The organism is Glutamicibacter creatinolyticus, from assembly GCF_006094275.1.
GTDB lineage: Bacteria > Actinomycetota > Actinomycetes > Actinomycetales > Micrococcaceae > Glutamicibacter > Glutamicibacter creatinolyticus.
The window spans coordinates 728394-754969 of the sequence record NZ_CP034412.1 but is presented as its reverse complement, the minus strand read 5'-3'; the positions used below and the strand labels follow the sequence as shown (position 1 = coordinate 754969).

At 67.2% G+C, this 26576-nt stretch carries 20 protein-coding genes; 11 read left to right on the top strand and 9 right to left on the bottom strand.

The window, feature by feature from the left end; all coding sequences use genetic code 11:
* Position 1 precedes the first annotated feature (1 nt).
* Positions 2 to 391: a VOC family protein gene (locus GcLGCM259_RS03435; RefSeq protein ID WP_138175317.1), complete on the bottom strand. Its 390-nt coding sequence runs from the start codon at positions 389 to 391 to the stop codon at positions 2 to 4.
* Positions 392 to 550: 159 nt separating this feature from the next.
* Here GcLGCM259_RS03435 and GcLGCM259_RS03430 point away from each other — a divergent pair, with 159 nt between their 5' ends.
* The 5 genes from GcLGCM259_RS03430 (at position 551) to GcLGCM259_RS03410 (ending at position 7746) form a co-directional block, all read left to right on the top strand.
* The gene (locus GcLGCM259_RS03430) at positions 551 to 1195 is read left to right on the top strand and encodes a cyclase family protein (protein ID WP_138925773.1); all 645 of its coding nucleotides are present in this window, start codon (positions 551 to 553) and stop codon (positions 1193 to 1195) included.
* Between the two features lie 212 nt (positions 1196 to 1407).
* Positions 1408 to 2787: a dicarboxylate/amino acid:cation symporter gene (locus GcLGCM259_RS03425; protein ID WP_138925772.1), complete on the top strand. Its 1380-nt coding sequence runs from the start codon at positions 1408 to 1410 to the stop codon at positions 2785 to 2787.
* A gap of 182 nt (positions 2788 to 2969) precedes the next feature.
* Positions 2970 to 3650, top strand: coding sequence for a TetR/AcrR family transcriptional regulator (locus tag GcLGCM259_RS03420; RefSeq protein ID WP_138925771.1), 681 nt, complete (start codon positions 2970 to 2972; stop codon positions 3648 to 3650).
* Between the two features lie 5 nt (positions 3651 to 3655).
* Positions 3656 to 7099, top strand: coding sequence for an MMPL family transporter (locus GcLGCM259_RS03415; protein WP_138925770.1), 3444 nt, complete (start codon positions 3656 to 3658; stop codon positions 7097 to 7099).
* A complete protein-coding gene (locus GcLGCM259_RS03410) occupies positions 7096 to 7746 on the top strand; it encodes a Maf family protein (protein ID WP_138925769.1) in 651 nt (216 codons plus the stop codon). The genes GcLGCM259_RS03415 and GcLGCM259_RS03410 overlap by 4 nt, the downstream gene beginning before the upstream one ends.
* A gap of 72 nt (positions 7747 to 7818) precedes the next feature.
* Here GcLGCM259_RS03410 and GcLGCM259_RS03405 read toward each other — a convergent pair whose 3' ends face one another.
* The gene (locus GcLGCM259_RS03405) at positions 7819 to 8640 is read right to left on the bottom strand and encodes an esterase/lipase family protein (RefSeq protein WP_175419313.1); all 822 of its coding nucleotides are present in this window, start codon (positions 8638 to 8640) and stop codon (positions 7819 to 7821) included.
* A gap of 158 nt (positions 8641 to 8798) precedes the next feature.
* Between GcLGCM259_RS03405 and GcLGCM259_RS03400 the strand changes: the two genes are divergently transcribed.
* Positions 8799 to 9227: a hypothetical protein gene (locus tag GcLGCM259_RS03400; protein ID WP_246049738.1), complete on the top strand. Its 429-nt coding sequence runs from the start codon at positions 8799 to 8801 to the stop codon at positions 9225 to 9227.
* Positions 9228 to 9241: 14 nt separating this feature from the next.
* On the opposite strand, the gene GcLGCM259_RS03395 is transcribed toward GcLGCM259_RS03400, so the two are convergent.
* From GcLGCM259_RS03395 to GcLGCM259_RS03385, 3 genes are read right to left on the bottom strand one after another with little or no spacing between them, the layout of a single operon-like run.
* Positions 9242 to 9778 (bottom strand): HPP family protein, encoded by a 537-nt coding sequence (locus GcLGCM259_RS03395; RefSeq protein WP_138925768.1) that lies wholly within the window; start codon positions 9776 to 9778, stop codon positions 9242 to 9244.
* Positions 9779 to 9805: 27 nt separating this feature from the next.
* Complete coding sequence (locus GcLGCM259_RS03390; protein WP_138925767.1) at positions 9806 to 10267, bottom strand: hypothetical protein; 462 nt, start codon at positions 10265 to 10267, stop codon at positions 9806 to 9808.
* Positions 10264 to 12807 (bottom strand): molybdopterin oxidoreductase family protein, encoded by a 2544-nt coding sequence (locus GcLGCM259_RS03385; RefSeq protein ID WP_138925766.1) that lies wholly within the window; start codon positions 12805 to 12807, stop codon positions 10264 to 10266. Before GcLGCM259_RS03385 ends, GcLGCM259_RS03390 begins: the two co-directional genes overlap by 4 nt.
* A gap of 297 nt (positions 12808 to 13104) precedes the next feature.
* Between GcLGCM259_RS03385 and GcLGCM259_RS03380 the strand changes: the two genes are divergently transcribed.
* A complete protein-coding gene (locus GcLGCM259_RS03380) occupies positions 13105 to 14880 on the top strand; it encodes an acetyl/propionyl/methylcrotonyl-CoA carboxylase subunit alpha (protein WP_138925765.1) in 1776 nt (591 codons plus the stop codon).
* A 485-nt stretch (positions 14881 to 15365) separates the two neighbouring features.
* Here the strand turns inward: GcLGCM259_RS03380 and GcLGCM259_RS03375 are convergent, their stop codons facing one another.
* From GcLGCM259_RS03375 to GcLGCM259_RS03365, 3 genes are all read right to left on the bottom strand, one after another.
* On the bottom strand, positions 15366 to 16754 hold the full coding sequence (locus tag GcLGCM259_RS03375) for an MFS transporter (RefSeq protein ID WP_138175335.1): 1389 nt from the start codon (positions 16752 to 16754) through the stop codon (positions 15366 to 15368).
* Positions 16755 to 17017: 263 nt separating this feature from the next.
* Entirely contained in the window at positions 17018 to 17440 is a 423-nt protein-coding gene (locus GcLGCM259_RS03370; protein WP_175419312.1) for a GNAT family N-acetyltransferase, read from the bottom strand.
* Between the two features lie 200 nt (positions 17441 to 17640).
* Positions 17641 to 19053 carry an NAD(P)H-quinone dehydrogenase gene (locus GcLGCM259_RS03365; protein ID WP_138925764.1) on the bottom strand — a complete coding sequence of 471 codons (1413 nt, stop codon included), beginning with the start codon at positions 19051 to 19053 and terminating at the stop codon, positions 17641 to 17643.
* Between the two features lie 99 nt (positions 19054 to 19152).
* Here GcLGCM259_RS03365 and GcLGCM259_RS03360 point away from each other — a divergent pair, with 99 nt between their 5' ends.
* The 4 genes from GcLGCM259_RS03360 (at position 19153) to GcLGCM259_RS03345 (ending at position 22808) form a co-directional block, all read left to right on the top strand.
* On the top strand, positions 19153 to 19962 hold the full coding sequence (locus GcLGCM259_RS03360; protein ID WP_396278006.1) for a purine-nucleoside phosphorylase: 810 nt from the start codon (positions 19153 to 19155) through the stop codon (positions 19960 to 19962).
* A gap of 42 nt (positions 19963 to 20004) precedes the next feature.
* Positions 20005 to 21738, top strand: coding sequence for a phospho-sugar mutase (locus tag GcLGCM259_RS03355; protein WP_138927154.1), 1734 nt, complete (start codon positions 20005 to 20007; stop codon positions 21736 to 21738).
* 103 nt (positions 21739 to 21841) lie between these two features.
* Positions 21842 to 22528 carry a deoxyribose-phosphate aldolase gene (deoC, locus tag GcLGCM259_RS03350; RefSeq protein WP_138925762.1) on the top strand — a complete coding sequence of 229 codons (687 nt, stop codon included), beginning with the start codon at positions 21842 to 21844 and terminating at the stop codon, positions 22526 to 22528.
* A 34-nt stretch (positions 22529 to 22562) separates the two neighbouring features.
* Entirely contained in the window at positions 22563 to 22808 is a 246-nt protein-coding gene (locus GcLGCM259_RS03345) for a hypothetical protein (protein ID WP_138175343.1), read from the top strand.
* Between the two features lie 141 nt (positions 22809 to 22949).
* Here the strand turns inward: GcLGCM259_RS03345 and mfd are convergent, their stop codons facing one another.
* Positions 22950 to 26573, bottom strand: coding sequence for a transcription-repair coupling factor (mfd, locus tag GcLGCM259_RS03340; RefSeq protein ID WP_138925761.1), 3624 nt, complete (start codon positions 26571 to 26573; stop codon positions 22950 to 22952).
* Positions 26574 to 26576: the final 3 nt, after the last annotated feature.

The following is a 26576-nucleotide window of genomic DNA, read 5'->3' as shown; positions in this document are numbered from 1 at the left end:
CTTAGCCCGCGTAGCTGCTCAGCTGGATCAGATTGCCGCAGGTGTCATCGAAGACGGCGGTGGTCACCGGCCCCATGTCGGTGGGTTCCTGGGTGAATTCCACGCCCAACCCCCGCAGCCGCCGGTATTCGGCCTGCACGTCCTGGACGGCGAATGAGGTGAAGGGTATTCCGTCAGCCACCAGGGCCTGCTTGAAGGGCAGCACCGCCGGGTGGCTGGAGGGTTCAAGCAGCAGCTCCGGTCCATCCAGCTCCCCGGGTGCGGTCAGCGTGATCCAGCTGTCGGTGCCCATCGGGATGTCGTGCTTGATCTTGAAGCCCAGGACGCGGGTGTAAAAATCGCGGGCCCTGCTTTGGTCATCAACAAAGACGCTGGTGATGTAGATCTTCACGGTTCTGCCCTTTCCTCAACCTGTTTTCCCCATCGTAGTTTGGCCTGCCTCTCCTTCCCACTCCCCTGATCGTTCACTAGGGTTGCTGGAGCAGGGCGCGCCGGGAGCGGAAGCGCCGCTCACCGGTTCGAGAGCCAATCAAAACGGAACGGAGCTCGCATGCCAGTCCTTGACTTGACGCACCCGATCAGCAGCGGCATGCAGGTCTACCCGCAGGATCCCCAGGTCCTACTGCAGCCGGCGCTGCAGCAGACGACTGACGGTGTGGCCGTCACCGCGGTTCACTGCGGTTCGCACACCGGAACCCACCTGGATGCGCCAAGCCACGTAATCGCCGCGGGGCGCAGCACCTCGCAGATCGACCTGGATGAGCTGTGCGCGCAAGCGGTGGTGATCCAGGTGGGCCAGGCCCGGCCGCGGGAGGTTCTTGGCCGGGAGCGCCTCGGCGGGCAGATTCCCGAATCGGTTCCACCGATCGTGGTGATCGCCACGGGGTGGGACCGGCATTACGGCACCGACTCCTACCTGGAGCATCCGGTGCTGGAGCCGGCGCTTGTGCAATTGCTGATCGAGCGCGGGATGCGGGTGCTGGCCGTGGACACGCTGAACCCGGACCACACCCGGCAGGAAGAACACGCCACCGGGTTTCCGGTGCACGAGCTGGTGCTGGGCAGCGACCGGCTAATCGTGGAGAACCTGCGCGGCGCCACCGGGTTGCCCGATTCCTGCCGCATCGGATTCTTTCCCCTGAACCTGGAATCCTGCGACGGGGCCCCGGTACGGGCCGCGGCCTGGGTCGAGTAGCACGCGTCCCCGCACGGATTGGCTGGCGCAGGCCCGTCTGGCGCCGTACTGGGCGAGTATGACGAACCATTGCGTGGTTAACGCTTTATTCCGTGCCTTTCGGTGAAGCGCGGCACAGGCGGGCGTGACACAATCAGCAAAAATTCGGCTTTCGTAATAATAAGAAATATTGGTTCTTTGCTGATACGTTACGCCCCCTACGGTGGTTGATCATGGCTACTTCACTGAACACCAAAAGACTTCCCGGCTGGGTGACCGGCTTCGGGCCGCAGATCATCGCGGCCCTGATCATCGGGCTCATCCTCGGCCTGGTTGCCAAGTACACCGGCAGCACCGCCGAGGAGCCCACCGCATTGGGCCAGGCCCTGCAGATCGTCGGCTCCAGCTACGTCTCCCTGCTGCGTGCCGCAGTGGTGCCGCTGATCTTCTTCGCCGTGGTCGCCTCGATCGCGAATCTCGACAAGGTCACCAATGCCGCCCGTCTGGCCTGGCAGACCCTGCTGTGGTTCGGGATCACCGCACTGATCTCGGTGCTGATCGGCATCACCCTGGGGCTGGTGTTCCAGCCCGGCGCCAATACCGGCCAGGACATGCCGGAGAACTACGACGGCAAGACCGGCAGCTGGCTGGGCTTCCTCACCGGGCTGATCCCGGCCAACTTCCTGGGGCTGGGAGCCAACACCAGCATTGAGGACGGGGCGGCCAGCACGTCGCTGAGCTTCAACGTGCTGCAGATCCTGGTGATCGCCATCGCCGTGGGCGTGGCCGCACTGAAGGTGGGCGAGGCCGCCAAGCCGTTCCTGGACTTCTCCGCCTCCTTCCTGGCCATCATCCAAAAGGTGTTGTGGTGGATCATCCGCATCGCCCCGATCGGCACCATTGGCCTGATCGGCAACGCCGTGGCCGTCTACGGCTGGGACACCATTGGTGCGCTGGGCAAGTTCACCCTGGCGATCTACGTGGGCCTGGCGCTGGTGCTGTTCGCGCTCTACCCGGTGCTGGTGCGCCTGCACGGGCTGGGCATCAAGCAGTACTTCTCCGGGGTGTGGCCGGCGGTGCAGCTGGGCTTTGTTTCCCGCTCCTCGATCGGCACCCTGCCGCTGACCCAGCGGGTGACCGAACGCAACCTGGGCGTACCCTCCGGCTACGCCTCCTTCGCGGTGCCGCTGGGCGCGACCACCAAGATGGATGGCTGCGCGGCCATCTACCCGGCGGTTTCGGCGATCTTCGTCGCCCAGTTCTTCCACATTGACCTGGGGCTGACCGACTACCTGCTGATCGCCCTGGTCTCGGTGCTCGGTTCGGCCGCGACCGCCGGCACCACCGGCGCGATCGTAATGCTGACCCTGACCCTGTCCACCCTGGGCCTGCCGCTGGCCGGCGTGGGCCTGCTGATGGCCGTGGACCCGATCATCGACATGGGCCGCACCGCGGTGAACGTGGCCGGCCAGGCGCTGGTGCCCACGATCGTGGCCAAGCGCGAGGGCATCTTGGATAACGACCTGTACGACGCGCCACGGGCGGGTAATCCGTTCGCCGATGAGCACGCCGCCACCTCCCAGCCGGAGCCGCAGGCGCAGCCGGTGCACTAACCGGGCTCATCCCGGGCCGGTCCGGCTACGGGCCAGCCATTAGAGAGCGGGGCCGAATCCATCACGGATTCGGCCCCGCTTTCGTGTTGACGGACCCTGCAACACCAGGCGGGTTCCGGCTGTGACCGAACACACGAAAAAGGGTTTGCACCGAGTGCAAAATTGCACGTAGTGTAAAACTCGTGACAACTGACTCCAGCGGCACCCGCCGTGAAATGAACAAGCAGGCAACCCGGCAGGCCATTGTAGACGCCGCGTTGACGCTGCTGCGCAACCAGGGCCGCGAGGCCATGACCGCCACCGCCATCGCCGAGGCCGCCGGCATCTCCCGGCGCACCCTGTTCAACTACTTCCCCACCGTGGACGCCGTGCTGGCCGAACCGCTGCAGCGGCTGCTGGACCGCGTGGTGGAGGTCCTGGCCGAATCCACCCAGGAACTGCCGCTGATCACCGCCGCCATCCGGGCCCTGCAGGGCGCCGGGGTTCCGCAGCTGCTGGAACCGGTGGCCTACCTGGGGATCTACGCCGAGGACTGCTCGCACCAGCCCGGCGGTAGCCAGCCGAACCAGTGGCAGAACTCCTCGCGGGACATCATCACCACCATTGAGCGCAAGTACCCGGAGGCCGACCCGTTCGAGGTGCGGATCTTCTCCCACGTCGTGCTGGGGGCCGGGCAGGCCGCCTTCGAGGAATGGACCCGCCAGCTGGCGATCACCACCGGTCCAGAGGCCAACGCCCCCCTGGACATTTCCCCGCAGCAGATCCAGGAACTGCATTCGCTGCTCACCCACGCCCTGGAGCAGCTGCGTGACGGCTTCCCGGCGCTTTTGACCACCTCCGATTCCACGGACAAGGACCTTTAACCCCCATGGCTTCCTTCCTTTACCGCCTGGCCTCCTGGGCCCACCGGCACCGTTTCCGGATGATCTCCATCTGGTTGGCCGTCTTCATCGCCATCGGCACCAGCGCTACCTTGTTCATGGGCCAGCTGTCCAACACCTTCTCCCTGCCGGGCACCGAAACCCAGCGCACCCTGGACCGGATGGAACGTGAACTTCCGGACCTGGCTGGCGGCTCCGGGGCGATTGTCTTCCGCGAATCCAGCAACCGTCCGCTCAACGAGCAGCAGTCCCAGGCCATCGAGTCGGCGCTGGATCAGCTGGAGCACCACCGTGAGGTTGTGAACGTGGCCCGCCCGTTCGAGCTGCAGGAACAGCTTGATGAGGCCGAGCCGGAACTGGCCAAGGCGCAAAAGAAGCTGGACGACGGGCAGAAGGAGCTCGAGGACGGCAAACAGCAGATCGCCGACGGCAAGCAGCAGTTGGAGGACGCGCGCGAGGAGCTGACCGAGGGCTGGGCCCAGCTGTTCGACGGGCAGAAGGAAATCAAGCAGGGCGAACCGCAGATCAACGCCGCCGAGGCGAAGCTTGCCCAGGGCTGGGCAGAGCTGCGCTCGGGGGAAGCCGAACTGCGCAAGGGGCAGGCCCAGTTTGATGCCGGCGAACGCCAGTGGAAGGCCGGGATGGCCGAGTACCAGTCCGGGTACGCACAGTACGCGGCCGGGCAAAAGCAGTTTGCCGCCGGGGAACAGAAGCTCGATGCGTCGGCCAAGGAATTGGCCGCCGGGGAAAAGCAGTACCGGGCGAACCTGAACAAGATCCTGGACGGCAAGTCCCGCGCCGAACGGGAAAAGGAACTTGCCGCCGGCAAGAAGCAGGCCCAGCAGGGGCTGCAGCAGGCCGAGGATGGGCTGAAGACCCTTGATGCGGGGATAAGCCAAGCCGAGGCAAAGTTGAAGAAACTCAATAGCCAACTGGCCGAAGCCGAGAAGAACGGTGCTACCGAGGAACTCGACAAACTGAAGGAAGGCATCGCCACCACCCAGGCGAGCATCGAAGAGCTGAAAAAACAACGCTCGGCAGCTGCATCCGGGCAAGAGAAATCCCAGGCTTCCCTGCAGCAGATCGCCCAGGCCCAGGCCGGGCTGAAGCAGCTTGACCAGGCCCGCGCCCAGTTGGATTCGGGCAAGCAGCAGCTGAACGCCGGACGCCAGCAGCTGGAATCCAAGCGCGGCGAGCTGGAGGCGGCTGGCCCCAAGCTGGCCCAGGCCAAGAAGCAGCTGGACGCCGGCAAGAGGGAACTGGATGCCAACCGCGCCAAGCTGGCCGCCGGATGGCAGGAAATCAATGCCGGGCGGGCGGAGCTGAACGCGGGGCAGGCCGAGTTCGACAAGCAGAAGGCCAAGTTCGAGGCGGGCAAGGCCGAACTGGCCGCCGCCGAGAAGCAGCTGAAGGACGGCGAAGCCACCGTCAAGCAGAAGACCAGGGAGCTGGAGGAGGCCGAGGCGAAGCTGCCGCAGGCCGAGCGTGAACTGGAGCGTGGACGGGCCGAACTGGACTTCGCCGCCCGCCAGGTGGGCGCCTCCTCGGACATGCGCTTCATCTCCGAGGACGGTTCCACCGCCGTGGCCCAGGTGTCCTTCCGCGGGCAGACCGATGCGCTGACCCCGGCCGACCGTGAGGCGATCACCGCGATCGCCACCGGACCGCAGGCCGCCGGCGTGGAGGTGCTGTTCTCCAAGGAAATCCTGCAGGACATCTCCGAGGTGTTCGGGGCCGCCGAGGTGGTGGGCCTGGTGGTGGCCGCGATCGTGCTGATCGTGATGCTAGGTACGCTGATCGCCGCCGGGCTGCCGCTGCTGTTGGCGCTGCTGGGCGTCGGCGCCGGTGTGGGCACCACCCTGGCGTTCTCCTCATTGGTGGACATGGCCTCCATTACCCCGGCCCTGGCGCTGATGCTGGGCCTGGCGGTGGGAATCGACTACGCGCTGTTCATCATCCACCGGCACCGCACCCAGGTGCTGGGCGGCATGCAGGTCGGTGAGTCGATCGCCCGGGCGGTGGGCACCAGCGGCAACGCGGTGGTCTTCGCCGGGCTGACCGTGATCATCGCCTTGGCCGCGTTGACCGTGCCGGGCCTGCCTTTCCTGAGCGTGCTGGGCCTGTCGGCCGCGTTCACCGTGCTGATGGCGGTGCTGCTGGCAATCACCCTGCTGCCGGCGCTGCTGTCCCTGGTGGGCGACAAGATCGTCTCGAAGCGGGCCCGTGAACGGGCCGCCGCCGGGGTGGTTTCCGAGCCGAAGTCGGCGCGCTGGGTACAGCTGCTGACCAAGGCCGCGATCCCGGTGAGCCTGGTGGTGGTTGCGGTGCTGGGCACCATCGCCCTGCCGGCCACCCAGATGCGCACCGCCCTGCCCGATGGCTCGGCCGAGGCCGCCGATTCGATGGCGTTCCAGGCCTACCAGCAGACCAGTGACAAGTTCGGCGCCGGGTACAACGGGCCGCTGCTGGTGCTGGCCGACCTGCCCGGGGACCTGAACCAGCGCCAGGCCGATTCGCTGGCCCTGGATGTGGCCGATCAGCTGCGCACCCATGATGCGGTGATCGCCGCGATCCCGGCCACCATGACCGATGACCGCTCACTGGTGGCGATCCAGGTGATTCCGGCCGACGGGCCGGCCTCGGAAGCCACCGAGAACCTGGTGCACGAACTGCGGGATGACGCCGAGCGGATCCAGTCCGCCACCGGCATCACCGACATGGCCGTGACCGGTCAGGTGGCCGCGCAGATCGACGTTTCCGAGGTGGTCACCAACGCGCTGGCCCCGTACCTGAGCATCGTGGTGGGCCTGTCGCTGATCCTGCTGCTGCTGGTCTTCCGTTCCCTGGTGGTGCCGCTGCTGGCCACCGGCGGCTTCCTGCTCTCGCTGGCCGCCGCGTTCGGCGCCAGCACCGCGGTCTACCAGTTCGGCTGGCTCTCGGGCGTATTCGGGGTCAACGTCCCGGGACCGCTGCTCAGCTTCCTGCCGATCCTGCTCACCGGCATCCTGTTCGGCCTGGCCATGGACTACCAGGTGTTCCTGGTCTCGGCGATGCGTGAACGGTTCGTGCACGGTGAATCGGCCCGTGACGCGGTGCGTTCGGGCTTCTCCATGACCGCCCCGGTGGTCACCGCCGCGGCGCTGATCATGATCTCGGTGTTCGCCGGGTTCATCTTCTCCCACCTGGCGATGATTCGCCCGCTGGGCTTCGCGCTGGCCTTCGGCGTGCTGTTCGACGCGTTCGTGGTGCGCATGACCCTGATCCCGGCCGTGATGCACCTGCTGGGCGACAAGGCGTGGTACCTTCCCAAGTGGCTGGATAGGATCCTGCCGAACGTGGACGTCGAGGGCGAGGGGCTCACCGCCCTGCTGGAGGAACGCGACGAACACCACCACGACCGGGCAAGCCACACCGAAAGCGTGAACGCATGAGCGAACAGATCCTGAACCAGGACCCCGCGCAGGCCCCGCGCCTGCTGCTGGCCTCGGCCTCCCCCGGCCGGCGCCGGGTGCTCACCGATGCGGGCATCCGCTTTGACACCCAGGTGTCCTCCGTGGACGAGGACGCCGTGCTGGCCGCCGCCGAGGCGCAGCACGGTCCGCAGGACGCGGCCGCCACCGCGCTGCTGCTGGCCAAGGCCAAGGCCGAGGCCGTTGCGGCCCAGGCCCCAGCGGGCACCTTGGTGCTGGGCTGTGATTCGGTGTTCGAGATCGACGGGGTCGCCTACGGCAAACCGCACACCGCGGACGTGGCCCGCCAGCGCTGGCAGCAGTTGCGCGGCTCCGCCGGGGTGCTGCATTCGGGACACTGGCTCATTGCCGCCGGCGGGGGCCGGTCCGTGGGGCTGGGCTCGGCAACCGTGGTGCACTTCGCCCAGGTCGGCGACGCGGAGATCGAGGCGTATGTGGCCAGCGGCGAACCGTTGCCGTGCGCCGGTGCGTTCACCATCGACGGGCTGGCCTCCGCGTTCATCGAATCCATCGAGGGCAACTATCAAAGCGTGGTTGGCCTTGATGTGAGCATGCTGCGCCGGCTGCTGGCCGAACATGGCGTGGCGATCACCGAACTCTGGGCCTAGCCGGCCGCTGAGAACCCTCAAGCATGAAATGCCCCGAACGGCGAGATCCGTTCGGGGCATTGTGTGTTGGGCCTATTCCGGCTGCTCGGGCCGTTCCACCCCCAGGTAGGTTTCCTCGGGCACCGGGGCGGCCACCTGTTCACGCACGGCTTCCAGCAGGCGCGGGTCGTTGAGCAGCCGGAAATGCCCCATGGTCTCCAACTTGATGTTCTGGGCCCCCTGAAGCTGGCTGCCGCCGGGAATGTGCGGATCGAAGGAGCTGTAGATGGAGGTGATCCGCGAATTCACCGCCAGGTTCGCTGCCAGCTGCAGCAGTCCGGCGTTGCGCGGCGAAAAGGCGCGCAGGGAACGGATCGGTGCGAAGCGGGCGTACACCGAGCCGGAGAACGGGGTGCTGATCGCCACCATCTTGGCAATCCGCTCGGGGTGCGGGGAGGCGCTCATGGCATGTTTGCCGATCAGCCCGCCCTTGCTGTGCGCCACGATGACTACCCCGTTCAGGTCATGTTCGGCCAGGTAGTCCGAAACCAGGCGGGACATTTGCGGCACGGTGCCCCGGTTGTACCCGATCCCGCTGACCGCATGCACCGGATGGCCGGCCTGGTGCAGGTGCCGGGCGACCGGGAGCAGGAATTGCCAGGTCTCCCAGATGCCCGGGATCAGCAGCACGGGCGCGGCCTGGGCATCGGAGTAACTGAGCAGCTCCTGCTCGGCCACCGGGCGCAGGAAAGCGCGGGCCTGCCAGTAACCGGCGTACAGGTAGTCCAGCAGCCAACCCTGGCCCCGGCGCAGTTGCCCCACGCCCCGCTCACGGATCCGATGCAGGCAGGCAGGGAGCTGGAGCGGTACGTGCCGGGTCAGTGCGCCGTGCAGCCGGTCCAGTAATCGAGCCATTCCTTCACGATACTAAAGAACGTTTCAGTCGCACCCCGCGGGTGCCGGTCTGCTGGGAATCACCGGTTCGGTGTTGCCTGCGGAAGGAAGGGTGCCTATGCTCAGGGAACTTTCGACGGTGTCGGTCTTTGGCACGGCGTGAGACATGGGAGCAGAGAATGGTGTGCAACGAGACCGGGTTCGAGGTGTCGGCCCCACCGGGCCCGGCAGCGCGGACGGGCAGGGCCCTAGCCAGGGCCCAGGGCCTGCACTTGCTGGTGACCGGGGTGTGGCCGCTGCTGCACTACCGGAGTTTTGAAGCGGTGCTGGGCCCCAAGGTCGATGACTGGTTGGTCAGGTGCGTCAGCGGGCTCGCGGTTACGCTGGCCTACCAGCAGCTGCGCACGCGCGCCACGAGCGAAGGCTTGACCACGGCGCGCAGGATTGGCATTGGCGCTGCCCTGTCCTTCGGCGGCGTTGATCTTCGCTACGGCGGCAGCGGGCGCATCAGCCGGATCTACCTGCTTGACGCCGCCGTGCAGGCCTGCTGGCTGGCGGCCTGGATAAAAACCGCTTCCCCACCTCGGGCCCACCAAGCCGAGAGGTAGCTGGGGTACCCCGGCTACTTGCCGGTCGCAGGCTTGGTGCCCAGCAGCAGATTCAGGCCCCAGCCAAGGACGGTAATGAAGATGATCGCCCCGAGCATGGACAGCAGTTCGGCCGGGGTGCTCAAAATCCCCAGGCTGATGATCAATGTGGTGGCCCCGGCTGGCGGGTGTGGTTTGTTCGTCCAGGTCAGCACCAGCGTGGTCAGTGCGACCGATAGCGCCCCGGCAGCCACATGGGTGAGGCTCACTCCCCCGACCGGGGTAGCGGCCTGATGTTGCAGGCCGAAGCCGTAAAGGCAGGCCGCCCCGGCGGCCAGGCCCACCAGGTGCCCGATCAGCGCGTTGGCGGGGCGCGCGGATTTCAGTTGCGGGGATTCGAAGAACAGCATCACCGTGGGGCCCAGGCTGGGAAAGAGCCAGGGTGATTTCAGGGCCAGGCCGATCCCGCCGCTGGCGGCCAGCACCAGCAGGCAGAGGATGGCCGCGTAGAGGCTGCTGCCCAGCCGGCCTTTGGACTCGGCCAGTCGGGCGTGCATCGCTTGCTTGGGCATGGGTCCCCTTCTCTCGGCCGCGCGGCGTTACTCGGCGATCAGCAGCGCCTGCGGGGCGGCCTGCTTCATCCGGGTGCTCAGCCACTTCAGCTGTTTTTCGGTTTCTTCCTCGCAGGCGCGTACCACGTCGAGCAGTTCCTCATCGCGCAGCCCCTGACCGGCCTGCTTCACCATGGTCCAGGTGATGTCAACCAGGGAGGCCAGCAGGTAGAGGTCCTGCAGATCGCGCAGCAGCCCCAGCGGCCCCTTGCGGGTTTCGCTCAGCCCGTCGGCGTGCAGGCGTTCGGGTTCGTCGTCGACGTCGCCCTGCCCGTAGCGCCGCACGATCGTCTGCAGGGCGCGCTGGTGCTCATCGCATTGCTTGGCCAGGGTCTGGCAGATGAAGTGCACATCCGGTTCGTGGCCGTGCCCTTCGGCGACCTGGCGGAAGGACTCGGCCAGGGTGCTTTCGGATTTTTCCAGCAGGCTCAGGTAGGTGGACAGGTTCATGGCTGCTCCTTGCTCGCAGGGTCATCCGACGGTGCTGCCGGAGGGAATTCTTCACTGGCCAGCGCGGCCGGCCCACCGGTGGTGGGCACCACCCGGCGGGAGCGCGCGGCGTGGTGGGGGTGGGTGGCTGGGTGGGAGGCGGTCGTGGTGGGGGCCGGGGCGGGGCCCTCTGCGTCGGCCACCTTGCGCAGGCGCACGGCCGAGTTTTTCAGTACCGGCTGCTTGGAGACCGGGTCCCATTCGGTCAGGGTCAGCTCGTTCGCGGCCCGGTGTGCGGTGGCCGGGGTGCCGCCCTCATCCCAGTAGCCGTAGTGGAAGGGCGCGAAGATGGTTCCCTCGCGCACATCGCTGATGCGCAGGGCCGCGCTGATATGTCCGCGGCGGGATTCCACGCTGACGATGTCGCCCTCGTTCAGGCCCCCGGTGGCGACGTCCACCGCGGAGATCTCCACCCAGGCCTGCGGGGCGGCGGCGTTCAGCTGGGGGCTGCGCCCGGTCTTGGTGCGGGTGTGGAAGTGGTAGGCGGTGCGCCCGGTGGTGTAGCGGAACGGGTAGCCGGTGTCCGGGGTTTCATGGGTGGGATGGTACGGCGCGGTCTTGAAGATGGCCCGCCCTGCCGGGTTCATCGCCTTGTAGGCCTGCGGCCCGACGGTGCCGCCGGTGAGCAGGTCGTGCCCGTAGGTTTCGCAGTAATCCGGGTCGGTGTTGAACACCCCATCCGTGTACAGCCGTTCGGTGCCCCCGGGCTGCTGCTCGGTGCACGGCCAGGGCACCCCGCTGCCCCCGCGCAGCGCCTGGTAAGTCAACGCACTGTAGTCGCATGGCCGCCCGCGGGTGCACAGCTTCCAGGCTTCGAACGCCTCCTCGGGCCCCTGCCAGTCCAACAGCGGGCTGCCGTCCAGTTGGGTGAAGCCCATCCGCCGCGAATAGTCGATGAACGTCTGCAGGTCGCTGCGGGCCTGGCCGGGCGGGTCCACCGCCTTCTGCGAGAGGTGCACCGTGCGGTCCACGTTGGTGAAGGTCCCGGTTTTCTCACCCCATCCGGCCGCCGGCAGCACCACGTCGGCGTACTGCGCGGTTTCGGTCAGGTACAAGTCCTGCACCACCAGGAACAGGCCCCGACTGGCCAGGATGTCGCGGATGCGGGGCAGTTCGGGCAGTGACACGGCCGGGTTGGTGGCCGAAACCCACAGGAACTGGATGGAGCCCTGCTCCACGTAGCGGAAGATCTGCATGGCGTGGGTGGGCGGCGCCCAGTGCGGGATCGTGGCCGGGTCCACGTTCCACAGTTGGGCCAACTCCTGCACGTGCTGCGGGTTTTCCCAGTTGCGGAAGCCGGACAGGTCCCCGTCGGCCCCGCATTCGCGATTGTTCTGGGCGGTGGGCTGACCGTTCATCTGCAGGATCCCGCTGCCGGGTTTGCCGATCAGCCCGCGCAGCAGGTGCAGGTTGTTCACGGCACAGGAGGAGGCGGTGGCCTGGGAGGACTGGTAGAAGCCCTGCAGCACGGTGGAGAGCACCCGTTCACTGGTGCCAAAGATCTCCGCGGCGCGGCGTACGTCCTGGGCGTCGACCCCGCAGGTGCGGGCCACCTCCTGTGGGGTCCACGGTTCGACGGTGAAGCGCAGTTCCTCCACATTCATGGTGTGCCGGCGGATGTAGTCTTCGTCGATCCAGCCGTTGACGAACAGTTCGCGCACCAGCCCGTGCATCAGGGCCAGGTTGGTCCCCGGCTTCAGCGCCAGGTGCACCTCGGCGTGCCGGGCGACGTCGGTGTCCCGGGGATCCACGCACACCAGCCGGGGTTTGTCCGGCCCGGCCAGCCGGTCCAGCACCCGGGCCCAGAGCACGGTCTGGGTTTCGGCCATGTTGTGGCCGAACAGGAACATCGCATCGCATGCGTCAATGTCCCGATAGCTTCCGGGCTGCCCGTCGGAGCCGAAGGATTCCTTCAAGGCGGTGGCGGCGGTGGCGGTGCACAGCCGGGTATTGCCGTCCATGTGTGGGGTGCCGATCCCGGCCTTGCCCACGATCGCCTGGGCGTAGTACTCCTCCAGGAACAGCTGCCCGCTGGTGTAGAACCCGTGGCTGAGCGGCCCCTTGGTCTGCAGCAGGTGGCGGCTGCGCTGCACGATGCGCTCCATTGCGGTGTCCCAGTCGCAGGGAACCAGTTCCCCGTCCTGGCGGATCATGGGGGTGGTGAGCCGGTCGGGACTGTTCATGGCCTGCCAGCTGGCGAACAGCCCCTTGGGTCCAAGCCGGCCGTGGTTGACCCGGTCCGCAGCGCGTCCGCGCACCCCGACCATGGTCCCGTCCTTGACCGCGATGTCGATTCCGCAGCCGTTGCTGCACAGCACGCACGCGGACTGCACCCAGCGCTCAACCTCGGATTCTTCCACCCCCTCGGCCAGCACCTGGTCCACCCGCACCGGCCACCGCTCCTCGCGCCCGTACGGGGTGCGGGTGCCCCAGATCTTGGCGATCCGGTCAACCTTCCCCAAATCCGCGTGTCCCTGCTCAGCGCTCACCCGTTCAGCCATTGCCGTTCCTTCCATGCCAGTGTCCCCCGGGCTGCCCCGCCCGGGACCGCGGCCCAACCGTGGCGGTGTGCTGCGCCGCCGGTGCCGCTGGTCTGGCCACGCTAGGCACGCCCATTTTCATGCCGCAACCATTCTTCGCTGACTCCTAGAAACCGTCCCCACCGAACCGGCTTTGTAGGAACCCTCCAAAAATTTCGGAGGTTCATCCCGGGATAGGCGGGTTATTACATGTAGTTCCCACAAAACCGATAGGCTCCCCTAGGAAGACTTTAGAAATCTTGAAGACAAGGCCCACCAATGAACCCATTGACGAAGGTGTTGATCGCCAACCGTGGCGAGATTGCGGTGCGCATCATCCGTGCCGCCCGTGACGAGGGCATCGAATCGGTTGCCGTGTACGCCGATTCGGACCGCGACGCCCTGCATGTCCGACTGGCCGACGAAGCCTACGCGCTGGGCGGGACCACGGCCGGCGACTCCTACCTTCGCATCGAGAAGATCCTGGATGTGGCCGAGCGCTCGGGCGCGGATGCCGTGCACCCGGGCTACGGGTTCCTGGCCGAGAACGCCGAGTTCGCCCAGGCCGTCATCGACGCCGGGCTGACCTGGATCGGGCCTCCCCCGGCCGCCATCGAACAGCTGGGTGACAAGGTGCAGGCCCGCCACATCGCCGAGAAGGTGGGCGCCCCGCTGGTGCCGGGCACCAAGGACCCGGTCGCCTCGGCCGAGGAGGTCTATGCCTTCGCCGATGAGTTCGGGCTGCCGCTGGCCATCAAGGCCGCCTACGGTGGCGGCGGGCGCGGCATCAAGGTGGTGCGTGAGCGCGAAAGCATCGGCGAGCTCTACGACTCGGCGGTGCGTGAGGCGACCGCCGCGTTTGGCCGCGGCGAATGCTTCATCGAACGTTTCCTGGACGCCCCACGCCACGTGGAGACCCAGTGCCTGGCCGACACCGAGGGCAACGTGGTGGTCGTCTCCACCCGCGACTGCTCGCTGCAGCGGCGCAACCAGAAGCTGGTTGAGGAGGCCCCGGCCCCGTTCTTGAGCGAGGAGCAGGTCCAGCGCCTGTACGATTCCTCCAAGGCGATCCTGAAGGAGGCCGGCTACGTGGGTGCCGGCACCTGCGAATTCCTGGTCGGCCAGGATGGGGTGATCTCCTTCCTGGAGGTCAACACCCGCCTGCAGGTTGAGCATCCGGTCTCCGAGGAAGTCACCGGCCTGGACCTGGTGCGCGAGCAGTTCCGCCTGGCCCGCGGCGAGCAGCTGGGCTATGGCGATCCCGAGATCCGCGGGCACTCCTTCGAGTTCCGGATCAACGGGGAAGACGCCGGACGCGGCTTCATCCCCACCCCCGGCACCATCACCTCCATGACCCTGCCGGCCGGTCCGGGTGTCCGCCTGGATTCGGGCATCGAGGCCGGGGAGAGCGTCTCGGGCAACTTCGACTCGATGATCTCCAAGCTGATTGTCACCGGTTCCACCCGTGAGGTTGCCGCCGCCCGTGCCCGCCGCGCCCTGGAGGAGTTCCAGATCGAGGGGATGGCCACGGTGCTGCCCTTCCACCGTGCGGTGATGAGCGACCCGGCGTTCGTGCCCGAAACCGGCGCGTTCTCGGTGCACACCCGCTGGATCGAGACCGAGTTCGACACCCCGATCGAGCCGTTCGCTGCCGGCGTGGTGGACAGCGAGGAAGCGGACGAACGCACCAGCGTGACCGTGGAGGTCGGGGGCAAGCGCCTGGAGGTGACCCTGCCGGCATCGCTGGGCAGCGTCACCGATGGCGCCGCGGCCAAGAACGGCAAGAAGAAGCGCAAGGGCACCCGCAAGGGCGGGGCCGCCGGGGCCGGGAACAGCACCGAGCTGCTCTCCCCGATGCAGGGAACCATCGTGAAGGTTGCGGTGAACGACGGGGACCCGGTGACCGCCGGGGACCTGATCGTGGTGTTGGAGGCCATGAAGATGGAGCAGCCGATCACCGCGCACCGCGATGGCGTGGTCAGCGGGCTGAAGGTCACCCCGGGTGAGACCCTTTCGGCCGGGGCCGTGATCGCCTCGATCAACGACTCCGAATAACCTCGGGCTTTTTGGGCGGCGGCCGGGTTGGTGCATGAGGCACGAACCCGGCCGCCGCTTTGGTGCCGCCCCGGTGTCGGGCGTCCCGAACCGGCGGTGGCCGCTCAGGCGGCCCGATCTGGCGTAGAACGCAACCAGGGGCCACAATCCGTATTATGCGCCTTGAACTTCGGCGGCGGCGACGCCTATACCCAAACACCCCTGAGACCCATCGTCTTCACCCTCTTGACCGGCCTCTCACCCAAATGGAACTCGAGTCCAAACGCGGGCGCATCACTGACTCCGTTATCAAGCGCCGCACCCCCGGCGGCGACCACGTAGGCCGGGCCCCACCTGGTCCGCTTTCAGGAATTTCATTCCCAGCTGTTGTCGCTAGGACCCTAGCGGCAGCGGCTGGTGGCGAAAAACCCGGGCGGAAATGGTCCGTTGACATGGCAATGGTGCGGCCGGCTACACGGTTCCCGTCCGCTGGTCGCTGAGGGTGTTTAATCGACGTAGTTCTCGATGTCCACGTCGCGGGTGTCACGGGTCATCAGCAGCGCGATCAGGGTCGCGACCGCCGCAATGGCCAGGTAGACGCCCACCCCGACGGTGCTGCCCTCCCCGGCATTCCACAGGGCAATGGCCACAAACGAAGCCGGGGCGGCACCGATCACCGAGGACAGGTTGTATGCGACTGCCGAACCGGTGTAGCGCACATTGGAGGGGAAGAGCTCGGGCAGGTAGGCCGCCATCGGCCCGAAGGTCAGGCCCATCAAGGTGAACCCCACGATCAGCCCGGCCATGGCCGCACCCTTGCCCGGTCCGAAGAACAGGGTCCAGGCGGCGCCGAAGACCAGGATGCCCACGGTGACGTAGATCAGGAACTTGCGACGGCCGTACTTCTCGGCCAGCGGGCCGGAGGCGACGGTGAAGATGCCGAAGAAGACCACCCCGATGATCAGCATCGTCAGGAACTCGGGGCGGGCGATGCCCAGGCCCGGCACGAAGGAGGCCGGATCAAAGCTCTTGCCGGCGGCGTCGGCGGCGGCCTGCGCCTGCTCCGGGGTGGCGGCCGCGGTGCCGTAGGTAAGCGTGAAGGAGGTCATCAGGTAGAACAGCACGTAGGTGGCGAACATGATGAATGTTCCGGCCAGCACCGGACGCCAGTGCCGCTTCATGGTGACGCTGAACGGGGACTTGACCACCTTCTTCTGTTCCACGACCTTCATGAACGAGGTGGATTCAACCAGCTTCAGGCGCACCCACAGGCCCACGATGACCATGACCAGGGAGAACCAGAACGGTACGCGCCAGCCCCAGGCCAAAAACGCCTCGGGACTCAGCCAGGTCTGCAATGCAACGAACATCAGGTTGGCGATGATGAAGCCGACCGGAGCGCCCAGCTGCGGGAAGGTGCCGTACACGGCGCGCTTGTTCTTCGGGGCGTTTTCGGTGGCCAGCAGGGCTGCGCCGGACCATTCGCCACCCAGGGCCAGGCCCTGGGCAAAACGCAGCAGCACCAGCGCCAGCGGAGCCAGCACCACCCAGCCGCCCTGGGCCGGGGGCAGGAAGCCGATCAGGAAGGTGGCAATCCCCATGGTCATCAGCGAGGCGACCAGCGTGCCCTTGCGTCCCAGCTTGTCGCCGTAGTGCCCGAAGACAATTGAGCCCAGCGGACGGGCCAGGAAGGCCACACCGAAGATTGCGAACGAAGAGAGGATCGCGTTGATGGTGGTTGCGTTCGGGAAGAACAGGGCCGGGAAGACCAGGACGGACGCGGTAGCGTACGCGTAGAAGTCGAAGAACTCGATGGTGGTGCCGATCATCGAAGCAAAGAGCACGCGTCCGCGCGTGTTCTGTTTCGGGACCGCTACCTGGCTTGCCTGAGACATGGAGGCGTCTCCTTCAAAGGTGCGAAAAGCGAAAAATGTATGGATCCAGCTTACTGCGCCAAGTCCACATAGCGGATTTTGTGTCCATTATTTGGACAATGTTTACGCTGGTGCTCCCAAATGCTGGTCGTGGCCGGATTCGAGCAACGTGCTACAGAGAATAACCGCTAGATCCGCCACTGGGAAGAGGTAGGAAAGGAGCCACGGCCGGCGGCAGGCAGGGAAACGGGACCACGGAAGGCTCAGCGGCGCATTGAGGCGGTTTAGCGCAGCGAGACAAAGCACTCCAATGGCGCCCCGGGATTCTCCGCGGCCCGGTGAAACCCCAGTGCGCGATAGAAGGAGGCCAGCGCCGGATCCGCGTCGGTGAGCAGAACCGTTTGGCGCACCCGCGCATAGGGCCGCAGCACCTCAAGGACCAGACGCCGCCCCAGACCGCGGCGCTGGTGATCCGGATGCACCAGCACATCTTGCAGATAGCAGATCGTTTGTCCGTCCCCGACCACGCGAGCCAGGCCGACCAACCGCGTTTGGTCCCACGCCGTCACGGTGTGCAGGCTCGCTGCAAGCACCTGCAGCAGTATGTCTGGCTGATCGGTGTAGGCACCCCAGCCCACGGCATCATAAAGCGCCACGACCTCATCGCGCACACTCCGCGGGCCATCCAGACTCTGCAGCCGATACACGGGCGCTCCACCACCTAAAACTTACTTCCGAACCGACGCCTGCCGGGCCTGGTTGTAGCCTACCCTCCGGGCCGGGCTCGCTTGTCCGCGGCGGCAACTGACGGCGCCGCGGCACGGGGCTTCGGTTAACGATCCGTGGCGGGCTGGCGGCCCAACCGGGGCAACGCCAGCCCGCCACGGGGCGAACACAGAATTGAGGGTTACATGTGCCGGTGCAGGCGGCGGGCCGCCTCGGCCAGCGACCCGGCCAGTGACGGGTAGACGGTGAAGGTCTCGGCCACGTCATCCACATGTAGGTTGTTCTGCACGGCCAGGGCCAGCGAGTAGATCAGTTCACTGGCGCGCGGGGCAACCACCACGCCGCCGATCACGGTGCCAGAGCCCTTGCGGGAGACGATCTTGACGAACCCCTCCTCCATGTTCATCATCTTGGCTCGGGCGTTGGTGGCCAGGTCAACCTTGACGATGTTCGCCTGGTACTTGCCCTCGGCCACGGCGCGCTGGGAGACACCAACGGTCGCGATTTCCGGGGAGGTGAAGATGTTCGATGAGACCAGGTCCAGGTTGATCGGCTTGACCGAGTCGCCCAGCAGGTGGGCCACGGCGATGCGTCCCTGCATGGCCGAGACCGAGGCCAGGTTGAACACCCCGGTGCAGTCCCCGGCCGCGTACACGTTGTTGGCGGTGGTGCGCGAAACCCCGTCGACCCGGATGTGCCCCGAATCGGTCAGCTGCACCCCGGCCTCCTCCAGGCCCAGGCCCTTGGTGTTCGGGATCGAGCCCACGGCGACCAGGCAGTGGCTGCCTTCCAGCACGCGCCCGTCGGCGAGGGTGACCAGCACCTTGTCGCCCTGGCGGGTGACGGCTTCGGCACGGGCCTGGGAGACCACGTTCAGGCCGTTGCGCTTGAACACGTCCTCCAGCACCCCGGCGGCGTCGGCGTCCTCACCGGGCAGGACCCGGTCGCGGGAGGACACCAGGGTGACTTTGGCGCCCAGCAGGTTGTAGGCGCTGGCGAACTCGGCGCCGGTGACGCCCGAACCGATGACGATCAGGTGCTCGGGCACGTCATTCATGTTATAGATCTGGGTCCAGTTGAAGATCCGCTCACCATCGGGCTTGGCGGTGGGCAGTTCGCGCGGGTGGGCGCCGGTGGCCAGCAGCACCGCGTCGGCGTCCAGCTTCTGGATGCTGCCGTCGGTGCCGGTGACCTCCACGGTGTGGGCGTCCAGCAGACGCCCCTCCCCGATCAGGATGCGCACCCCGGCCCGCTCCAGGCCGTTGCGGATGTCCGCGGACTGCTCCTTGGCCAGGTCCAGCAGCCGGTGGTTGACCACCGCGAAGTCGGTTTCGGCGTCGTCCAGCCCCTCGATCTTCACCCCGAAGCTGGAGGAGTGCTTGGCCCGGCGCACCACGTCGGCGGTGGCGATCAGGGTCTTGGAGGGCACCACGTCGGTCAGCACCGCCGAACCGCCCATGCCGGCACGTTCCACGATGGTTACGTTGGCGCCCAGTTGGGCCGCGCCGATGGCCGCCTCGTAGCCGCCCGGCCCGCCGCCGATGATTACTAGTCTGGTTGCTTCATTCCTGCATTCTGTGCTCACGCACCCCATTGTCTCTTATTGGGCCAGCGCGTGCACATTCGCCCGGTGCGCGCCCGCGCGGGCCGGGTTCAACTGACAAAAACGCATACCGGGCGGTAGCGTATTGCCGTGACTACTTTCGATATTGATCCCAGCACCCTGGCCCAGGAAGCGGCCGGGGCGATCGCCGAGGCCACCGGCGTTGCCAAGCACGATCTGGCCGTGGTCCTCGGCTCCGGGTGGGGGCAGGCCGCCGAACTGATCGGCGAGACCACCCACACCCTGGACGCGGCCACCATTCCCGGTTTCCATGCCCCGGCGGTGCCCGGGCACAAGGGCCACATTTCCTCGATCCTCACCCGGGACGGCAAGCGGGTGCTGGTGCTGGGGGCGCGCTCCCACTTCTATGAGGGGCGCGGGGTGCGCGCGGTGGTGCACCCGATCCGCACAGCGGCGGCCGCCGGCTGCACCCAGCTGGTGTTGACCAACGGCTGCGGCGGGCTGAACCCGAACTGGGCCCCGGGCACCCCGGTGCTGATCTCGGACCACATCAACCTCACCGCCGCCTCCCCGCTGGAGGGGGCCACGTTCGTGGACCTGACCGACCTGTACTCCTCGCGCCTGCGCCGAATCGCGCGCGAGGTGGACCCGAGCCTGGATGAGGGCGTGTACGCCCAGTTCACCGGCCCGCACTACGAAACCCCGGCCGAGGTGCAGTACGCCAAGGTGATTGGGGCGAACCTGGTGGGCATGTCCACCGCCCTGGAGGCCATTGCCGCCCGCCATGCCGGGATGGAGGTCTTCGGCATTTCCCTGGTGACCAACCTGGCCGCCGGGATCAGCGACATGGCCCTGAGCCACGAAGAGGTCATCGAAGCCGGGCAGGCGGCCGGGCCGCGGATCTCCAAGCTGTTGGCCGAGATCATCTCCCGCTTCTAGTCACGGCGTTTCACGCCCCCAGCAAAGGTAGGCACACAGTTGATCGACAGCACCGGCAACGCACAGCTGCTCGCCCGGGCCCAGGCCTGGGCGGCAAGTGACCCCGACCCGCAGACCCAGGCCGAGCTGGCCTCGCTAATCCAGGGCGCCCAGGCCGGCCGGGCTGATGCGCTGCAGGATTTGACCGAGCGCTTCAGCGCCAATCTGGTCTTTGGCACGGCCGGGCTGCGGGCCGAGCTGGGGGCCGGGCCGATGCGGATGAACCGCGTGGTCGTGCGCCGCACCGCCGCCGGGATCGCCCGCTTCCTGGCCCACCGCGCCCAGCGCGCCTACACCCCGAGCGTGGTGGTGGGCTTTGACGCCCGCCACAATTCGCACCAGTTCGCCCTGGATTCGGCGGCGATCTTCACCGCCGCCGGATTCGACGTGCACCTGATGCCGTCCCCGCTGCCCACCCCCGTGCTGGCCTGGGCGGTACGCGAGCTGGACGCCGAGGCCGGGGTGATGGTCACCGCCAGCCACAACCCGCCCCAGGACAACGGCTACAAGGTCTACGTTGGCGGGCGGGTCAGCGACGAGCATGGGCGCGGCGCCCAGATCGTCGCCCCGATCGACGCGGAAATTGCCGCCCTGATTGACCACGACCAGCCGGTCGATGACATCCTGCTGGCCCCCTCCGGCTGGCAGGTGCTGCCCGCCGCCGGGCAGCCCGGGGACATTGAGGCCCGTTACCTGAAGGCGATCGCGAAGGTGATCCCCGAGGCCGGCGCACAACACCAGGCGGCCCGCGAACAGCTGCGCATCGTGGTCAGTGCGATGCACGGGGTGGGCGGGCACACCATGGCCCAGGCCCTGGCCGGGGCCGGCTTCAGCGACGTGCACCAGGTGCCGGAGCAGGCCGAACCGGACCCGCAGTTCCCCACCGTCGCGTTCCCGAACCCTGAGGAACCCGGGGCCATCGACCTGTCCCTGCAGCTGGCCCAGCGGCTGGAGGCGGACCTGGTGATCGCCAACGACCCGGACGCGGACCGCTGCGCCGCTGCGGTGCACACCGAGTCCGGATGGCGGATGCTGCGCGGGGACGAGGTGGGATGGCTGCTGGGCGACTACCTGGCACCGCGCCTGCCCGAGGGCGCGGTGCTGGCCAACTCGATTGTTTCCTCCCGGATGCTGGGCTCGATCGCGGCCGCCGCCGGACGCCCACATGCCCAGACGCTGACCGGTTTCAAGTGGATCTCCCGGGTTCCGCACCTGGGCTTCGGCTACGAGGAGGCCCTGGGCTACTGCGTGGCCCCGGAACTGGTGCGGGACAAGGACGGGATATCGGCCGGGCTGGTGCTGGCCGAACTGGCCAGCGAGCTGAAGGCCGCCGGTTCGAGCCTGGCCCGGCGCCTGGAGGAACTGGCCGCGGCCCACGGCGTGCATGTCACCGACCAGCTCTCACTGCGCTTCACCGACCTGTCGCGGATCCCCGTGCTGATGCAGCGGGTGCGCACGCACGCCCCGCGCACCCTGGCCGGGGCACCGGTCAGCGAGGTGGTGGACCTGGCCCGCGCAGGCGCGCAGCTGCCGGCCACCGATGCGGTGGTGCTGCACACCGCCAACCGGGCCCGGGTCATCATCCGTCCCTCCGGCACCGAACCGAAACTCAAGTGCTACATCGAGACCATCGTCTCGGTGGAACCAGGAGTCCCGGTGGGCGCACTGCGTGAGCAGGCTACCGCCGAGTGCGTGGCCATCAAGGCCGAACTCGCCGAATTTTTCGCCGATAGCTAGCCCCCACCCGCAGGTCCTGAAGGGACCCCACGATTTCACAGTTCGCTTTTAGTGTTCGGCTGCGGTCCTTGGACCCCAGCCCCAACGATTGGCAAGGATGATCATGACCGAACTTTCCGCCCAGGACATTGCCGGGTACATCGACCACACGCTGCTGGCGCAGAACGCCTCCCGGGAGCAGATCGTGCAGATCTGTACCGAGGCCAAGCAGTACCACTTCAAGTCGGTGTGCGTGAACCCGCTGTGGGTTTCCACCGTTGCCCGTGAGCTGGCCGGCAGTGACGTGCTCACCTGCTCGGTCATCGGCTTCCCGTTGGGGGCCAGCACCACCGAAACCAAGGTGTTTGAGGCCAAGCAGGCGATCTCCGACGGCGCGAACGAGATTGACATGGTCATCGACGTGGCCGCCGCGCTGCGCGGGGATGGCGACGCGCTGGTCAACGACATCTTCGCGGTCGCCCAGGCAGTGCATGAGGGCGGGGCGATCTTGAAGGTCATCATTGAAACCGCCCTGCTGGACGAGTCGGCCAAGGTGCTGGCCTGCACCTCCGCCAAGTCCGCGGGCGCCGACTTCGTGAAGACCTCCACCGGCTTCTCCACCGGCGGGGCCACCGTGGAGGATGTGGAGCTGATGCGCCGCACCGTGGGCGAACAGATGGGCGTCAAGGCCTCCGGCGGGGTGCGCACCTTGGAAACCGCGCGGGCCATGATCGCCGCCGGCGCCACCCGTCTTGGGTCCAGCTCAGGAGTTGCTATCCTAGAGGGAGGACAAGGCGGGACCGGCTACTAACCGGCCGCAGGTTTTCGTTCCACAAGGAGAAATAGTGTACTCGAACGACAAGAACGTCTCCCACTCCGGCGAGGGTCGCCTGGTTGGCAACGTCATCAGCTTTGTGATCTTCTTCGTCATGTTCGCCGGTGGCATCTACGCCCTGTCGTTCTGGTCGCTGGACAACGCCTGGATCCCCTCGATCCTGTGCTTCGCCCTGGTCTCCCTGGGCTTCGCCATTCCGATGCACCTGATGGGGCGCGCCGACTCGGCCGAAGTCACCATGCACCAGAACGACTAAGACCTGCCGCGACGTTAGTCACCGCACCGGCAAAAAGGTGGATGGATCCGCACGGATCCATCCACCTTTTTCGTTCCCTGGTGCGTGGGCCTACCGCCCGGTCCGGCCGACGCGCGGGCCGGCAGGAACGGGCTGGTGGGATCAGGCCCCGGTGCCGGCGGCCGAGGGGGCCGGCTGGGTTTCGAACAGGTTGTAGAGCAGCTGTTCGGCCCAGTCCAGGATCTCCTCGTCGGCCAGCGGGCGTCCGCCTACCGGGGCGGTGCGCGGACGATCGAAGAAGATCGCGTTCAGCGCCGGCTTGTTCGCTGCCCCCGGATACAGCCGCTCCAGGCGCACCTGGCGGGAGGCGGGCAGGTCCTCGATCTTCGCCGGGGCGACCTTCACGTGGTTGCCGATCAGCTGGATGTCGCTCAGGCCCGCTGCCCGGGCCCGGATCCGCAGCCCGGCCACCCGCAACAAGTTCTGCACCGGGGCCGGCATCTTGCCGTAGCGGTCCACCAGCTCCTCCCCCACCTCGGCCAGCGCCTCGGGGGTCTCGGCGGAGGCGATGTTGCGGTACGCCTCCAGGCGCAGCCGTTCGCCGGGCACGTAGTCGTGGGGCAGGTGGGCGTTGACCGGCAGCTCGATCTTCATTTCCGTCGGCTCGGTGTCCCCCTCCCCCTTGTAGTCGGCCACGGCCTCCCCGACTAGGCGCAGGTACAGGTCGAAGCCCACCCCGGCGATGTGCCCGGACTGTTCCCCGCCCAGCAGGTTGCCCGCCCCGCGCAGTTCCAGGTCCTTCATCGCCAGCTGGTAGCCCGAGCCGAGTTCATTGTGCGCCGCGACCGCCTTCAGCCGCTCCAGGGCCACCTCGCCCAGCGGCTTTTCGGCGTCCCACAGGAAGTAGGCGTAGGCCCGTTCCCGGGCCCGGCCCACGCGCCCGCGCAGCTGGTGCAGCTGGGACAGGCCGTAGTTGTTGGCCCGGTCCACGATCAGCGTGTTCGCGTTGGAGATGTCCAGGCCGGTTTCGATGATGGTGGTGGAAACCAGCACATCAAACTTGCGTTCCCAGAAGTCCTGGATGATCCGTTCCAGGCGGGATTCACTCATCTTGCCGTGGGCCACCTCAACCCGCGCCTCGGGCACCAGCTCGCGCAGTTCGGCGGCGACCCGCTCAATCGAGGAAACCCGGTTGTGCACGAAGAACACCTGACCGTCACGCATCAGCTCGCGACGGATCGCCGCGGAGATCTGCTTGTCGGTGCGTGGACCCACATAGGTGAGCACCGGGTGGCGCTCCTCCGGCGGGGTGGCCAGCGTGGAGGTTTCCCGGATCCCGGTCAGGCTCATCTCCAGGGTGCGCGGGATCGGGGTGGCGCTCATGGCCAGCACATCCACGTTGGTGCGCAGCTTCTTCAGCTCCTCCTTGTGCTCCACGCCGAAGCGCTGCTCCTCGTCGATGATCACCAGGCCCAGGTTCTTGAACTCCACGTTCTTGGACAGCAGCCGGTGGGTGCCGATGACGATGTCCACGCTGCCGTCCTTAAGCCCGGCGAGCACCTCCTTGGCTTCCTTGGCGGTCTGGAAGCGCGAGAGCGCCTTCACCCGCACCGGGAATCCGGAGTAGCGTTCGGTGAAGGTCTGGTAGTGCTGGGAAGCCAGCAGCGTGGTGGGCACCAGCAGGGCCACCTGCTTGGAGTCCTGCACCGCCTTGAAGGCGGCGCGCACCGCGATCTCGGTCTTGCCAAAGCCCACGTCCCCGGAGATCAGCCGGTCCATCGGGACCTGCTTTTCCATATCGGCCTTCACCTCGTTGATGGCGGTGAGCTGGTCCGGGGTCTCCACATAGGCGAAGGCCTCCTCCAGCTCCGACTGCCAGGGGGTGTCGGATCCAAAGGCGTGGCCGCGACTGGCCATGCGCGCCGAGTACAGCTTGATCAGGTCCCCGGCGATCTGCTTGACCGCCTTGCGGGCCTTGGACTTCGTGTTCGACCAGTCCGACCCGCCCATCTTGGACAGGCTGGGTGATTCGGCGCCCACGTAGCGGGTGATGGTGTCCAGCTGGTCCATGGGCACGAACAAGCGGTCGCCGGGGGCGCCGCGCTTGGAGGGGGCGTACTCCACCACCAGGTATTCGCGCCTGGCGTCCTTGGAGGACCCGGCGACCTTGCGGGCCACCAGCTCCACGAACTTGCCGATGCCGTGCTGCTCATGCACGATGTAGTCCCCGGCGACCAGGGACAACGGGTCCACCGCGTTGCGTTTGCGCTTGGCGGTCATCTTCTTGCCGGCGCGCGGGGCGTAGGCGCTGGAGCGGCCCAGCAGGTCGGCCTCGGTGAGCAGGCCGAACTTCAGCTCATCGAACACGAACCCGCGTCCGGCCTGTGCCTGGGTGATCTCAATCAGCCCCGGGGTGGGGTCCTGGGAGATCTGCTCCACCCGGTGGGCCGGGATCTGGTATTCGTGGAACAGCTGGGAGAGCCGGGCGGCCGGGCCGGGGCCTTCGGTGGCGACCACCAGGCGCCACTCATCGCGGATCCGGGAGGAGATGAACGCCATCATTTCCTCGATGTCCCCCTGGTAGCCGCGCGGTTCGCGGGCGTGCACCCGGATGGTCTCGGCTCCCAGCTCCAGTTCCTCATCGGCGCCCAGTGAGGTCACCGCCCACCAGGAGACCTCGGCCGCCGCGGCGTGCTCCACCGTCTCGCTCAACGAGGCGAAGTCGCCCGAGGCCAGCTGGCGCCCGGCCTCCGCGGTGGACAGATCCAGCGGCGCATTGGCCCCATCGGAGGCCGAGGCCCAGGCGGCGGCCAAAAATTCGGCGTTCGTCTCATTCAGGTCGTGGGCCCGGGTACGCACCCGTTCTGGCTCCATGACCAGCGCCACCGAGGAAGCCGGCAGCAGCGAGAGCAGCGGCACCATCTTGTCCACCAGCACCGGGGCGAGGGACTCCATGCCCTCCACGGCGATCCCCCCGGCGATCTTCGTCAGCATTTCGGTGGCTGCGGGGAACTGATCGGCCAGTTTCGCGGCCCGGCTCATCACCTTCGCGGTGATCAGCAGTTCGCGGCAGGGGGTGGCGGTGATCTGCTCCGGCGCCTGGTCGCTCATGGAGCGCTGGTCAGCGATCGAGAAGTAGCGCATGGTGTCGATCTCGTCACCGAAGAAGTCAATGCGCACCGGGTGGTCCAGGGTCGGGGGGAAGACGTCGATGATGCCGCCGCGCACCGCAAACTCCCCGCGGTGGGTCACCATGTCCACCCGGGCGTAGGCCGCCGCGGCCAGGTCCTTGATCACCTGGTCGAACCCGGGTTCGGCCCCCAGCACCAGCTGCACCGGGCGCAGCTGTCCCAGTCCCTGCACTAGAGGCTGCAGGACCGCGCGGATCGGGGCGATGATCACCTTCAGGTTCGGATCGCCGTCATGCAGCCGGCGCAGCACCTCCAGGCGCCGGCCCACGGTGTCGCTGCGCGGGGAGAGCCGTTCGTGCGGCAGGGTTTCCCAGGAGGGGAACTCGGCGACCGAGGCCCGGTCCATGTAGGCGCCCAGCGATTCGGAGACCTCCTCGGCCTCCCGCCCGGTGGCGGTGACAACCAGCACCACCCCCTCATGCTCGGCGGCGACCAGCGCGTCACTGACTTGGGCGCTGAGGATGGCGCGCATCCCGGCGGGCGCGGCGATCTCAATCTCGGTGCTGCGCGTGGAATAGGGTCGGGCGGCGTTCTCGTGGATCCTCTTGAATGACGTCTCGGTGCGCAGGAAATCATGCAGTCCGTGCAGGGTCATGAC

What these genes read in the sequence shown, in the direction of transcription:
- GcLGCM259_RS03385 (WP_138925766.1), bottom strand. Translation starts at nt 12,807, where the DNA reads ATGGCTGAACGGGTGAGCGCTGAGCAGGGACACGCGGATTTGGGGAAG.
- GcLGCM259_RS03390 (WP_138925767.1), bottom strand. Translation starts at nt 10,267, where the DNA reads ATGAACCTGTCCACCTACCTGAGCCTGCTGGAAAAATCCGAAAGCACC.
- GcLGCM259_RS03415 (WP_138925770.1), top strand. Translation starts at nt 3,656, where the DNA reads ATGGCTTCCTTCCTTTACCGCCTGGCCTCCTGGGCCCACCGGCACCGT.
- GcLGCM259_RS03395 (WP_138925768.1), bottom strand. Translation starts at nt 9,778, where the DNA reads ATGCCCAAGCAAGCGATGCACGCCCGACTGGCCGAGTCCAAAGGCCGG.
- GcLGCM259_RS03380 (WP_138925765.1), top strand. Translation starts at nt 13,105, where the DNA reads ATGAACCCATTGACGAAGGTGTTGATCGCCAACCGTGGCGAGATTGCG.
- GcLGCM259_RS03400 (WP_246049738.1), top strand. Translation starts at nt 8,799, where the DNA reads ATGGTGTGCAACGAGACCGGGTTCGAGGTGTCGGCCCCACCGGGCCCG.
- GcLGCM259_RS03405 (WP_175419313.1), bottom strand. Translation starts at nt 8,640, where the DNA reads ATGGCTCGATTACTGGACCGGCTGCACGGCGCACTGACCCGGCACGTA.
- deoC (WP_138925762.1), top strand. Translation starts at nt 21,842, where the DNA reads ATGACCGAACTTTCCGCCCAGGACATTGCCGGGTACATCGACCACACG.
- GcLGCM259_RS03410 (WP_138925769.1), top strand. Translation starts at nt 7,096, where the DNA reads ATGAGCGAACAGATCCTGAACCAGGACCCCGCGCAGGCCCCGCGCCTG.
- GcLGCM259_RS03425 (WP_138925772.1), top strand. Translation starts at nt 1,408, where the DNA reads ATGGCTACTTCACTGAACACCAAAAGACTTCCCGGCTGGGTGACCGGC.
- GcLGCM259_RS03430 (WP_138925773.1), top strand. Translation starts at nt 551, where the DNA reads ATGCCAGTCCTTGACTTGACGCACCCGATCAGCAGCGGCATGCAGGTC.
- mfd (WP_138925761.1), bottom strand. Translation starts at nt 26,573, where the DNA reads ATGACCCTGCACGGACTGCATGATTTCCTGCGCACCGAGACGTCATTC.
- GcLGCM259_RS03365 (WP_138925764.1), bottom strand. Translation starts at nt 19,053, where the DNA reads ATGGGGTGCGTGAGCACAGAATGCAGGAATGAAGCAACCAGACTAGTA.
- GcLGCM259_RS03375 (WP_138175335.1), bottom strand. Translation starts at nt 16,754, where the DNA reads ATGTCTCAGGCAAGCCAGGTAGCGGTCCCGAAACAGAACACGCGCGGA.